General features: G+C 40.7%; 10 protein-coding genes and 1 riboswitch. All 10 genes read left to right on the top strand.

Features of this window, described 5'->3' with window-relative positions; genetic code table 11:
- Nucleotides 1-37 precede the first annotated feature (37 nt).
- The 10 genes from WSC_RS0100975 (at nt 38) to WSC_RS25465 (ending at nt 12290) form a co-directional block, all read left to right on the top strand.
- Complete coding sequence (locus tag WSC_RS0100975; RefSeq protein WP_016954045.1) at nt 38-1060, top strand: glycosyltransferase family 2 protein; 1023 nt, start codon at nt 38-40, stop codon at nt 1058-1060.
- Nucleotides 1035-2651 carry an ArnT family glycosyltransferase gene (locus WSC_RS0100970; RefSeq protein ID WP_016954044.1) on the top strand — a complete coding sequence of 539 codons (1617 nt, stop codon included), beginning with the start codon at nt 1035-1037 and terminating at the stop codon, nt 2649-2651. The genes WSC_RS0100975 and WSC_RS0100970 overlap by 26 nt, the downstream gene beginning before the upstream one ends.
- The gene (locus tag WSC_RS0100965) at nt 2623-3411 is read left to right on the top strand and encodes a phosphatase PAP2 family protein (RefSeq protein WP_016954043.1); all 789 of its coding nucleotides are present in this window, start codon (nt 2623-2625) and stop codon (nt 3409-3411) included. Before WSC_RS0100970 ends, WSC_RS0100965 begins: the two co-directional genes overlap by 29 nt.
- Nucleotides 3411-4928 carry an ArnT family glycosyltransferase gene (locus WSC_RS0100960; protein ID WP_016954042.1) on the top strand — a complete coding sequence of 506 codons (1518 nt, stop codon included), beginning with the start codon at nt 3411-3413 and terminating at the stop codon, nt 4926-4928. The genes WSC_RS0100965 and WSC_RS0100960 overlap by 1 nt, the downstream gene beginning before the upstream one ends.
- Nucleotides 4925-5674 (top strand): phosphatase PAP2 family protein, encoded by a 750-nt coding sequence (locus WSC_RS0100955; protein WP_016954041.1) that lies wholly within the window; start codon nt 4925-4927, stop codon nt 5672-5674. The genes WSC_RS0100960 and WSC_RS0100955 overlap by 4 nt, the downstream gene beginning before the upstream one ends.
- 490 nt (nt 5675-6164) lie before the next feature.
- Nucleotides 6165-6275, top strand: a riboswitch (yybP-ykoY riboswitch).
- Nucleotides 6276-6357: 82 nt separating this feature from the next.
- Nucleotides 6358-6912, top strand: coding sequence for a TMEM165/GDT1 family protein (locus tag WSC_RS0100950; protein ID WP_026016595.1), 555 nt, complete (start codon nt 6358-6360; stop codon nt 6910-6912).
- A gap of 111 nt (nt 6913-7023) precedes the next feature.
- Complete coding sequence (locus WSC_RS0100945; protein ID WP_016954039.1) at nt 7024-8655, top strand: ABC transporter substrate-binding protein; 1632 nt, start codon at nt 7024-7026, stop codon at nt 8653-8655.
- 53 nt (nt 8656-8708) lie between these two features.
- Nucleotides 8709-9632: an oligopeptide ABC transporter permease OppB gene (gene oppB, locus WSC_RS0100940; protein WP_016954038.1), complete on the top strand. Its 924-nt coding sequence runs from the start codon at nt 8709-8711 to the stop codon at nt 9630-9632.
- A 12-nt stretch (nt 9633-9644) separates the two neighbouring features.
- Nucleotides 9645-10556: an oligopeptide ABC transporter permease OppC gene (oppC, locus tag WSC_RS0100935; RefSeq protein ID WP_016954037.1), complete on the top strand. Its 912-nt coding sequence runs from the start codon at nt 9645-9647 to the stop codon at nt 10554-10556.
- Between the two features lie 15 nt (nt 10557-10571).
- Entirely contained in the window at nt 10572-12290 is a 1719-nt protein-coding gene (locus tag WSC_RS25465; RefSeq protein WP_016954036.1) for an ABC transporter ATP-binding protein, read from the top strand.
- Nucleotides 12291-12299: the final 9 nt, after the last annotated feature.

Raw genomic sequence — 12299 nt, 5'->3', positions numbered from 1 at the left:
GTTAGCCTTGCTGCAACTAAATTGAGAAAACAGAGATATGCCAGCAAGTCATCCAAAAAGTTTATCTATTGTCATTCCTATGTACAAAGAACAAGAAAACGCACAACTTATGCTTGAGCGCATTCATCAAGGACTCGCCAATTATACCGCCCCATGGGAAGTAATATGTGTTGATGATGGTAGTCCAGATGGCACGTTAAGAGCACTCAAACAAGCTCAACAGACTTTTGGTCAACATGTAAGAATTATCGAATTGCAAAGAAATTTTGGCCAAACAGCGGCGATGCAAGCAGGTATAGATGCAGCACGCGGTAATTTAATTGCAACCCTAGATGGTGATTTACAAAACGATCCAAACGATATTCCACGTATGGTTGATGAATTACTCGAACGCGATTTAGATTTATTACAAGGCTGGCGTAAAAACCGCCAAGATGCAGCATTAAAGCGTAAATTGCCATCACGCATAGCCAATAAACTTATCGCCCGAATTACTGGCGTTAAGTTACATGACTATGGTTGTAGCTTAAAAATATACCGAGCTAATGTGCTCAAACAAGTTAGATTATTTGGTGAAATGCACAGATTCATTCCTGTGTGGGTTGCGGGTGTTACCGCACCACATAGAATTGGTGAAACTATTGTAACCCATCACGCCCGCCAGTTTGGTGAATCAAAATACGGCATTAGCAGAACATTTAGAGTAATTATTGACCTACTGTCAGTTTTCTTCTTTTTGCGCTACAAAGCACGTCCTGGGCATTTTTTCGGCTCAATCGGTCTATTCACCGGCGCGGTTGGTGCACTGCTCATGACTTGGTTATTGGCGGTTAAATTTATTTTCGGAGAAGACATTGGCCATCGTCCAATGTTGTCAGTCGCCATACTCATGTTAGTGATGGCATTACAATTTATCACCACGGGTGTCGTGGCGGAAATGCTGACTCGAATTTTCTTTCAAAACAACAAAGGCAAAAACTTTGTTGTGCGCAATATCTGCGAGCCGGAAACGGATAAATCTTGGCAAATAACCCATGACGTTAACCAAACAAAACCTTAGTGGGCTATTTTATCAGCCAACTACACTTGCAATATTCTTAGCAGCTGGATTTATCTTAAATGTGTGGGGAGTGCCTTTATTTGATGTGGATGAAGGCGCATTTTCAGAAGCCACCCGTGAAATGCTCACCTCAGGTATATGGTCGGCGACCTATTTGGATGGCCAACCAAGATACGACAAACCTATCTTAACCTACTGGTTTCAGGCTTTATTTGTAAAAGCCTTTGGTTTAAATGAATTTGCCTTGCGTATGCATTCAGTGACCAGCGCACTGCTTTGGGCTGCCGCGATATTTTATTTTTGCCAACAGTTTATTAGCCGCAAAAGTGCGTTTGTTGCCACCTTGATCTTCAGTTCTACTTTATGGATCACTTTAATTGGCCGTGCCGCAACTGCTGATGCTTTGCTTAACTTATTTATTGCCCTGACGTTTTTTGATATTTACCGCTACGCACAGTCACAAAATAAATGGCATTGTTACTGTGCTTGGTTATGGTTGAGTTTGGGCGTATTAACCAAAGGCCCAGTTGCCATCGCCATACCTGGTGCAGCCAGCTTAATTTGGTTTGTCTCGAATAAACAATTTAATCTCTGGCTAAAAGCTATTTTTAATCCGGTTGGTTGGTTAATTTTACTCGCGGTTGTATCACCCTGGTTATATATGGTGTGGCTGGAACAAGGCAGCGGTTTTTTCCATGGATTTTTAGTTGAGCATAATCTAAAGCGCTTTACCGACACTAAAGAAGGCCATGGTGGCCAATGGTATTACTACATCTACGTATTGCCACTGATTTTGCTGCCATTTAGTGGTGGCTTATTTAAACAAATCAGCTTGAGTAAAAGTTTAATTAAAGATCCACTCGACCGACTACTGGTCATATGGTTTGTTGTGGTGTTTATTTTAGTTTCGTTTTCGCAAACCCAACTGCCCCACTATGTTTTATACGGTGTGACACCCGTTATTATATTAATGGCGAAATACCGCAATAGTCTGCTGGCCGGTAAGTGGCAATTGCTTTTTCCTATGCTGTTTTGCTTAATTCAATTTGTATTGATTTACCTAGCGCCCGATTTAGCCAACAACAGTAATTCCTACCAACAACAAATGCTGGCGAATGCAGATAAAGTATTTAACAACAGCTACTTATTTAACAGCATACTACTTAGCTTACTGCTGCTAACACTGATTATTTTGCCAGCCAAATCATGGCAAAAGTTGGTTAGTTTTGCTTTTTGCCAAAGCGTTTTTTGTTACCTTGTTTTACTGCCAGCTATTGCACAAATTCAACAACAGCCAATTAAACAAGCAGCGCAATTTGCCAAAGATATCAAACAGGAGTTTGTTGCGTATAAAATGCACATGCCTAGTTTTAGTGTCTATAGAGAGCAAATAACTCACCGTCGCGAAGTCACAGTTGGCGATTATGTATACACACGGGCAGATCGCATTAGCCAATTAGAAGAAAAGTTTGGTGCTGGAGCAGTTGATATCTTCTATCAACAAGGTGGCATTGTATTAGCCCAAATAGCCGGCAACAAACTTGCACAAAAGGATACAAACTATGAAGTTGGCTCAAGTGAAGTTAAATAATACTGAACATTTTGTTTGCCTGTTTGCAGTCATATTACTTGGGTTGGCAGCCAGCATATTTGTAATTGCTGGCTATCATTTTGGATTTACGCTTATCAATTCAACGAGCAGCTATTTTCCTGCTACTTTTTGGTCGGTTATCACATTACTTGGCGACACCCATGTTGCAGTCGCGCTCACCTTATTTTTAATATCGCAGCATAAACAGTTATTGCCAGCTGCGCTGATTGCCACCATACCCGCGACCATAGTTGCACAAAGTTTTAAACGTGGCATGCCAATCGACCGACCATTTTCAGTTTTGCCAGAAGACAGTTATGTACAAATAGGTAGACTATTAGAAATGGGCAGTTTTCCATCAGGCCACACCATGACAGCAGCTGTATGGGTTGGTTTATTTATGCTGTTTATTCGCAAAAACTGGGTTAGTTACACTTTAGCTGTGTTGTTATTACTTGCAGGTTTAAGCCGAATTATGGTCGGTGCACACTGGCCGATAGATGTCATGGTTGGTGCGGCCATTGGTTTACTCTGCTCACTGCTCGGGTATAAAATAGCAACCAGATATCAACTGGGTGAACACAAATATAGCCAAGCTATCCTGTTAGTTTTTCCTATCTACGCGAGTTATAAAGTTATTGAACACAATGGTGGCTACCCATTAGGCCACCCTTATATCAGTGCAATTATATTATTTGCGATCAGCTACTTTATTTTCGTCCACGCAAAAAACTTAAAATTTGTTCAAGGCAGAGCTTAATGCAAATAAACGCATACTCAAATAAACTAAGTGCATGGCAATGGTTATTGCTTATCGTTAGCTGCGTATTTGCCTACCGTATTTCAGTAACTATCAATACGCCAATTACTTTGTTTTATGACGAAGCCTATTATTTATCATGGGCACAAAATTTAGATTGGGGTTATTACTCTAAGCCACCTATGGTTGCTTGGTTAATTGCCACAACCACAGCGATTTTTGGTATGGCCGAATGGGCGGTAAAACTCTCTGCGCCAGTATTGTACGCTGCAACAGCACTCTTATGTTTTGCAATAAACAAACACCTATTTAACGACAAAGCTGGTTTTTGGGCTGGACTGATGTTTATGATTATGCCTTTGGTCAGTCTCAACTCATTATTTGTCACCACTGATGCGCCCCAGTTATTTTTTTGGGCTGCAGCTTTTTACGCTTTTTTACGCGCACAAAGCAGCAACGCATGGCAATACTGGTTATTAGCTGGTGTACTAGGTGGTTGTGGTTTATTGTCAAAATACACTTTTATTTTATTGCCAGTGACCTTTTTGTTGTATGCAATTATCAGCCAAAGTGGCCGGGCAATATTAACCAATAGTCGATTTTGGCTAGCCTGTGCATTAGCCATCAGTATTTTACTACCCAATTTAATTTGGAATTATCACCACGACTTTATTAGCTTTCAGCATACATCTGAAATATCCAAACACGCTGAAAACACGCTAAGTTTTGCTCGCATGTTTGAGTTTTTGGCACTGCAACTGATTGTTTTTGGTCCAATCGCATTAATTATTTTAATAGCTTGTGGATTGAGTAAAAAAACCTCGCCAGAACCTAAACAAAATCAACAAACTAAAGATTCAGTAAAACTACTCTGGTGTTTATTTTTACCAACTTTGCTTGTTATTTCACTACAAGCTTTAACCGCCCGCGCCAACATGAACTGGGCAGCCGCTGCTTTTGTCGGCGCGAGTTTGTTAGCTGGTTATTATTTTGCGCAAATGTGGCAATCAAACAAGCGTACTAAACTTGTAATCGCCAGCGCTGTGGCTATAAACCTATTCTTGATGCTGGCTTTTTACCATTTTAATGGTTTTACTCAGCTGATTGGTGTTGAGCGTACTCAACATAATGATCCGTACAAACGCATCTTAAAGTGGCCGGAATTAGTTCGCCAATTTGACGCTGATTTTCAGCAAAATCCCCAAATGAAACTTGCCAGCGATTCACGAAAACTGCTGGCCTATTTTGGTTATTACCTAACCAACCAAGACTTTCAGGGCGCACACTTAGATGGCAGCGAACACATAGGTGATCATTACGAATTAAAATACGCCATTGCAAAACAGCCTGCAAACGAGTACTTTTTTGTGACACAAGATTGGACAGAACAAGAATTACAAACGCACTTTCAATCAGTCAAATTAATTAAACAACAAAAGGTTAAAGTTTATAAAAACTTTGACCGCGAGGTACGCCTGTACCAAGTTGGTGGGTTCAAGCAGGAGAACAATAAATGAATGAGATAAGCGCCAAGCAAATATTGCTGCGTAAAGATACATTAGCTTGTTTACTGCTCGCGCTTATTTTTGTGATCTTTCCACAAATAGACTTAATCGTATCTAACTGGTTTTACGATACAGTTGAGCAAAATTTTTATCTTGCTGAACATTGGTTAGTTGATGGCATTTATCAACTATTCGCCAAACCTCAAGTTGTTTTATTACCACTGCTCATTTTGTTTTCGATATTCTGCTACCTGCGCTACCGCAAAAGATGTCACAGTAAACGGCATAAAAAATACGTTTGTGCCTTTTTATTGGCTTCACTTATTGTCGGGCCGGGTTTAATAGTCAATGAAGTTTTAAAAAACAACTCAGTTGGCCGAGCACGCCCAGTGCATATTGAGCAATATGGCGGGGACGCACAGTTTACCCCGGCATTTGTTTATTCTGGTTATTGCCAAACTAACTGTTCTTTTGTTAGTGGACACGCCGCGGTTGGTTTTTATTTTATTGGTTTAGCTTGGTTATTTAGACGCAAAAATGCGTTTTATCTTGGTTTAGCCATTGGTATTTTGGTTAGCTTTACCCGAATAGCAAAAGGTGGCCACTTCTTGAGTGATACTGTTTTTGCCTTTTGGGTGGTGTATTTTACTAATGTGATATTAGCTTATTGGTTTAGGTTGGAGAATCCGCTGGTTGAAAATGAAGCGACGGTAAACCAGCCACATGTTGAGGATAAGTTGAATCCAAAGCCGTATTAATCAAGATTTGTGCAATTAAGCAGCAACATCGAACTGGTGAAAGGTGATTGGTGGCGCTGTATAACACAGTGCAATTAAGCACACTCGAAACATCATTTTCTAAAATCGCTGTAAGTCACTGCAATATAATCGGCCTGCAATTACATTTACCACGCAGAATCGCTGTAAATACTTCCATGTACGCTCTCCTTTTCATCCCTGAAAACGACGTTCTGCTTAGGTAAATCTAATCACAGTCCTCAACAACTGAGCCGCATTCGAGTATGCTTTTATCAAACTTTGATATTGCTGTAAGAAATCGTGTCAGCAACAAAAATGCCAAGAAGGTTGATGGAAATGTTGTGAGCAAAACTTCAAAAGATAGGGATATCTTTTGCGAGCGTCCCTAGGATGGGCTCGAAGCGTTTTTGCGAATAATATTCCATTAAGCTTCGCATTTATGAGACTGCTCGATTCAAACATTGTGTGTTGATGGAGAGTCATTTATAATAGCCAAGTCTTAGGGGAGTAGCCTGCTTAGATTTTTTAAATCAACAAGCGAAATTGTCAACATACTTAAGCCCTCAATGGCTTATGGCAATTTCATACTGAACACAGTATTGGCAAGACCTGAGGTAAATAATAGCCCCATAGGTGGGAGGTTATTGTTTGCCTTGGTTTTAGCTTCCCACCTGAGTTATTTTATGGAAACTTTTTTCTTCTCAACCCTTGCAGTTACACTTGCCGAAATAGGCGATAAAACCCAACTACTCTCTTTATTTCTAGCCGCTAAATTTAAAAACAAATGGTCTATAGTCGCAGGTTTATTAGTTGCAACCGTACTTAACCATGCAGCTTCCGCATACTTAGGGCAGTGGGCTAGCCAATATGTACAAAGTGGCACAGGACAAATCATTCTCTCCTCTAGCTTTATTTTACTTGGCCTATGGCTATTTATTCCGGATAAAGACGAACAACAAAGCAGCAAATTAGATAAATATGGTGCCTTTGTTGTTACCCTAATTTTATTTTTTATTGCCGAGCTTGGTGATAAAACACAAGTCGCGACAGTACTGCTTGCAGTTGAATATCAGAATGTATTGTTAGTCACCTTAGGCACCACCTTAGGTATGTTATTAGCAAACGTTCCGGTTATCTGGTTCGGCAGTTATATAATGGAGCGTTTACCGTTAAACGTAACGCGCTTTGTTGCTGGTGGACTGTTTATCTTATTTGGTGTTTTACAACTGGTTATTTAATTTTTTACCGCCTTGGTACTTGCCCTTAACTGTATTTTCTGCCAATACTATGGGGTAAGTCACTCACCTCATTAGAACAAATAAAAAGTTTAATAAAAACAAAGGTCAAGTATGTCTACCAACCGCTTAAACTGGGTTCATCGCTGGGTATTATTAAGTCTATTGGCCATGCCCCTTTCATCCTTGAACGCAGCGACTGTTCCAGAAGGGACAAAACTTGCCAAAGAGCAACACTTAGTACGTGGAGCTGGTGCCGAAGTCGCCACCTTAGATCCACACAAAGTCGAAGGCTCAACCGCCACTATGGTGTTATACGACTTAATGGAAGGGTTAACGACAGAAGATGACGAAGGTAACTTAATTCCATTAATAGCAGAGCGTTGGACAACTGAAGACAACAAAACCTTTAGATTTTACCTACGAAAAGACGCTAAATGGTCAAATGGCGATCAAGTTACCGCGCATGATTTTGTCTATAGTTGGCGCCGCTTAGCTGACCCAAATACTGCGTCACCGTATGCTTGGTATATAGAAATGACCACTATGCTCAACGCAGCTGAGATTCTAAAGGGAAAGAAAAGTCCAGATACCCTAGGAGTAGAAGCAATTGATGACTTTACCTTAGAAGTTAAACTAAACGAATCCCTACCTTATTTCCCTAAAATGCTCGTACACACGCCAGTGAAGCCTGTCCACAAAGCAACCGTTGAAAAGTTTGGTAGCAAATGGACCCGACCAGGCAATTATGTCGGCAATGGCGCATACAAATTAAAAGAATGGATAGTTAACGAACGTATTGTGCTAGAAAAAAATCCAAACTATATGGATGCAGATAAGACTGTTATTCAAACGGTTACCTACTTGCCTATTGAGAACCAAGTTGCCGAAATGAACCGTTTTTTGAGCGGTGAAATTGATATTACCTACGAAGTACCAAATGAACATTTCCCCCGCCTTGCCAAAGAGCATAGTGAGGCTTTAACTATCACACCGTTTTTGTGTACCTATTATTATGGCATCCGTGTAACAAACCCACCTTTTGACGATGTGCGCGTTCGTAAAGCTTTAGCTTACGCATTAGACCGCGATATCCTAACACATTACATTACACGTAAAGGTGAAGCTCCTGCATATTATTTCACCCCTGATAAAACGGCAGATATGGCAGCAGAGTTGCCCGAATATGCAAGCTGGACGCAAGAACAACGTAATGCTGAAGCAAGGCGTTTATTAAAAGAAGCCGGATACGACGAAGACAACCCTTTGGAATTCGAACTGCTTTACAACACCAGTGAAAATCATAAAAAAATCGCAACTGCAGCACGCCAACTGTGGAAACAAGCTTTAGGCGTTAGAGTGTCGTTAATCAATGAAGAATGGAAGACCTATCTGGATACCCGTCGTTTTGGCTCTTACCAAGTTACACGCGCAGGCTGGTGTGGCGATTACAACGAACCTTCCACCTTTTTAACTTTGTTGATGTCGAACAATTCGTCAAATGACAACCACTATAAAAGTGAAGAATACGATGCTGTATTAAATAGAGCCCTACAAGCAAGGTCTAGCCAAGATAGATTACAGGCGTACAAAGAAGCCGAAGCCATATTAGCTGAAGATATGCCGATAATTCCTGTGTATCACTATGTCAAAGCACGTTTAGTTAACCCTAAACTTCGTGGTTATTCAATGAATAACGCACTGGATATTGTACCCAGTAAATTGATGTACAAAGTTGCACAATAACAATTAAGCTAAGCCTGTTGGCCATATATATCCGAAGGTTGAGATAAATAATTATGTATAAATTTATTATTAAACGCATTTTAGAAGCCATACCAACATTACTGATTTTGATCACAGTATCGTTTTTTATGATGCGTTTAGCTCCGGGCAGCCCTTTTTCAACTGAGCGTGGCCTGCCACCACAAATAATGGAAAAAATAGAAGCCGAATATGGTTTAGATAAACCTATGCACGAGCAATATTTCACCTACTTAGGTAATATTTTACAAGGTAATTTTGGCCCTTCATTTAAATACAAAGATTACTCGGTGAATGAGCTAATTGAGCAAGCATTACCGGTTTCTGCAACCATTGGTCTGCTGGCTTTTGTTTTTACTTCAATTGTTGGTGTTGGTATTGGTACTCTAGCAGCGCTCAAACAAAACACCTGGCTTGATTACAGTATGATGTCTACCGCTATGCTAGGCGTCATTATGCCCTCTTTTGTATTAGCACCTGTGTTGATATATATATTTGCCATTCAGCTCGGCTGGCTACCGGCGGGTGGTTGGCAAGGTGGCAACTGGCAAAACATTCTATTACCTATGTTAAGTATGTCTTTATTATACATTGCTTCGTTTGCGCGTATTACCCGCGGCTCTATGATAGAAACCCTTAACTCTAATTTTATCCGTACTGCGAAAGCGAAAGGCCTGCCTTATTCAACCATAGTATTACGCCACGCTTTACGCCCTGCGTTATTGCCAGTGTTATCTTATATGGGGCCAGCTTTTGTTGGTATTATTACCGGCTCAGTGGTTATTGAGACTATTTTTGGCTTGCCCGGCTTAGGCAAATTATTTGTAAATGGCGCTTTAAATCGAGATTACTCCTTGGTACTTGGCTTAACTATACTCATTGGCTTTTTAACTATTACCTTCAACGCTATTGTCGACATTTTGCTTGCGGCAATTGATCCAAAAATCCGCTACGAATAGGGAAACTAATTTATGGTCATTAAAAATAATAATAGCCAAGCAGTCGAAAATTTTAGCCAACAACTAGAAGTGCAAGGCCGCAGTATTTGGCAAGATGTATGGATGCGTTTTAAAGCAAATAAAGCAGCTATGGTTAGTGCCTATATCCTATTGTTTATCATCAGCGCTGTTATATTCGGCCCCTTGTTTGGTGCGCACGGATTTGATGTTGCGGATTGGCCGAATATTCACACTGGCCCTAATTGGCAAAATGGTCATTACTGGGGGACAGACTCTCTTGGCCGTGACTTATATATGCGGGTATTGATTGGCGGGCGAATATCTATTCTAGTTGGGATTTTAGGTGCGTTAGTTGCAGTGTTAATAGGCACCTTATATGGGGCAACTTCAGGGTTTATTGGTGGCAATACAGACCGGGTAATGATGCGCGTACTTGAGATCTTATCTTCAATGCCATTTATGTTTTTGGTGATTCTGTTAGTAACATTCTTTGGTCGAAATATCTTTCTAATTTTTGTTGCTATAGGCTGTGTCTCTTGGTTAGATGTTGCGCGAATAGTGCGTGGCCAAACCTTAAGTTTAAAAGGCAAAGCCTTTATCGAAGCAGCACAAGTATGCGGCGTAAGTAACTGGAAAATCATCACACGGCATATTGTGCCAAATGTACTTGGTGTAGTGGTTGTATATGCTACTTTACTTGTACCTGGAATGATTTTATTTGAATCATTTTTAAGCTTTCTAGGATTAGGCGTGCAAGAGCCCATGACCTCGTGGGGCGCGCTACTACAGGAGGGCGCACAAACTATGGAACTGGCTATTTGGCAACTACTAGTGCCGGCAAGTTTTATGGTAGCTACCTTATTCTGTTTTAATTATCTGGGCGACGGTTTACGTGACGCGCTCGATCCAAAGCAAAAGCACTAAGCTAAGGAGCAGCAGATGTCACTACTTAAAGTTACAGATTTACACGTTAAATTTACCACGCCAGAAGGTACAGTTACCGCGGTTAACAATCTAAGTTTTAGCATAAACCAAGGTGAAACTTTAGGCATAGTTGGAGAATCAGGCTCAGGTAAAAGCCAAACAGCATTTGCACTAATGGGTTTACAGCCAGCGAACGCTATTGTCACTGGTTCAGCACTGTTTGGCGAACAACAACTACTTAATCTAGACGAACACAGCTTAAATCAAATTCGTAGCAAACAAATCTCAATGATCTTTCAAGATCCTATGACATCGCTTAATCCTTACATGAAAATAGGCGAACAATTAATTGAGGTACTCAGACTGCACAAAGGTTTGTCTAAACAACAAGCTTATAATGAAGCACTCGCCATGTTAGATGCGGTTAAAATTCCGCATGCGAAACAACGCATGGGTCAATATCCACACGAATTTTCTGGTGGTATGTGCCAACGTGTAATGATAGCAATGGCACTATTATGTAAGCCTAAACTCTTAATTGCCGACGAGCCGAGCACAGCGTTAGATGTAACAGTGCAAGCGAAAATAATGCAGTTATTGCGCGAGCTACAAAATGAGTTTAATACTGCAATTATCATGATCACCCACGACTTAGGTGTAGTAGCCGGTATTTGTCAAAATGTATTGGTAATGAACAATGGTGAAATGCAAGAGTACGCTAGTGCTGATGATATTTTTTACCGAGCTCAACATCCATATACCCAGCGCCTGTTACAAGCCGTACCTAGGCTAGACAAAAAGTTGGCGTCTCTACCAACATTAACCGAACACGCAACAACAGCAAGTCAACACGCCTCTTTAGACGTAACCGCAGCGAAAAAACAACACGACCACAGCTCTGTGTTGCTCGATGTTCAAGATATTAAAGTGCACTTTTCAATTGCTGCAAAAAACGCGTTACCTTGGAGCAAAGCTGAAACCTTAAAAGCAGTTGACGGTATTTCTTTCCAAGTCAATGCGGGTGAAACCTTGGGTATAGTTGGCGAATCAGGCAGCGGCAAATCAACCCTAGCACGCGCTATTATCGGCTTGATTAAACCAACAGCAGGTAAAGTAATCTGGCAAGGACAAGATGTAACTCAGTTTGACAAACAAGCATGGCGAGCTGAGCGACAGAATATTCAAATGATATTTCAAGATCCGCTCGGTTCACTCAACCCAAGAATGACAGTTGGGGAAATTGTTGCAGAGCCACTGAAAACTTATTATCCAGAATTGACCCGTAGTCAGCGCAAACAAAAAGTGCAAACTATGATGAACAAAGTCGGTTTAAAACCCGACCTTATCAATCGCTATCCACATGAATTTTCTGGTGGCCAATGTCAGCGTATTGGAATTGCAAGAGCGTTAATATTAGAGCCGAAATTGATCGTTTGTGATGAACCTGTATCAGCACTAGATGTATCGATTCAAGCGCAGGTAATTAATTTACTTAAACAGCTCCAACAAGAGTTAGGTATAAGTTTAATCTTTATCGCGCATGATCTCGCTGTGGTTAAACATATTTCAGATCGTGTGTTGGTCATGTATAAAGGGAACAAAGTAGAGTTGGAAGATGCCGAACAACTCTATGCTGCACCACAACATGACTATACTAAAGCTTTATTGTCGGCCGTGCCGATCCCAGATCCAAACATAGAAAAAAACAAAACGGTTTTAGACTACTCAGGTTAACAAACAAAA

This window comes from Catenovulum agarivorans YM01 (assembly GCF_000281085.1).
In the GTDB taxonomy this organism is placed as follows: Bacteria; Pseudomonadota; Gammaproteobacteria; order Enterobacterales; family Alteromonadaceae; genus Catenovulum; species Catenovulum agarivorans.
This window is presented reverse-complemented; position numbering and strand designations above follow the sequence as displayed.

Excerpts from the sequence above, each read along its gene's own strand:
- WSC_RS0100975 (WP_016954045.1), top strand. The coding sequence starts at position 38 with ATGCCAGCAAGTCATCCAAAAAGTTTATCTATTGTCATTCCTATGTAC.
- WSC_RS0100970 (WP_016954044.1), top strand. The coding sequence starts at position 1,035 with ATGACGTTAACCAAACAAAACCTTAGTGGGCTATTTTATCAGCCAACT.
- WSC_RS0100965 (WP_016954043.1), top strand. The coding sequence starts at position 2,623 with ATGAAGTTGGCTCAAGTGAAGTTAAATAATACTGAACATTTTGTTTGC.
- WSC_RS0100960 (WP_016954042.1), top strand. The coding sequence starts at position 3,411 with ATGCAAATAAACGCATACTCAAATAAACTAAGTGCATGGCAATGGTTA.
- WSC_RS0100955 (WP_016954041.1), top strand. The coding sequence starts at position 4,925 with ATGAATGAGATAAGCGCCAAGCAAATATTGCTGCGTAAAGATACATTA.
- WSC_RS0100950 (WP_026016595.1), top strand. The coding sequence starts at position 6,358 with ATGGAAACTTTTTTCTTCTCAACCCTTGCAGTTACACTTGCCGAAATA.
- WSC_RS0100945 (WP_016954039.1), top strand. The coding sequence starts at position 7,024 with ATGTCTACCAACCGCTTAAACTGGGTTCATCGCTGGGTATTATTAAGT.
- oppB (WP_016954038.1), top strand. The coding sequence starts at position 8,709 with ATGTATAAATTTATTATTAAACGCATTTTAGAAGCCATACCAACATTA.
- oppC (WP_016954037.1), top strand. The coding sequence starts at position 9,645 with ATGGTCATTAAAAATAATAATAGCCAAGCAGTCGAAAATTTTAGCCAA.
- WSC_RS25465 (WP_016954036.1), top strand. The coding sequence starts at position 10,572 with ATGTCACTACTTAAAGTTACAGATTTACACGTTAAATTTACCACGCCA.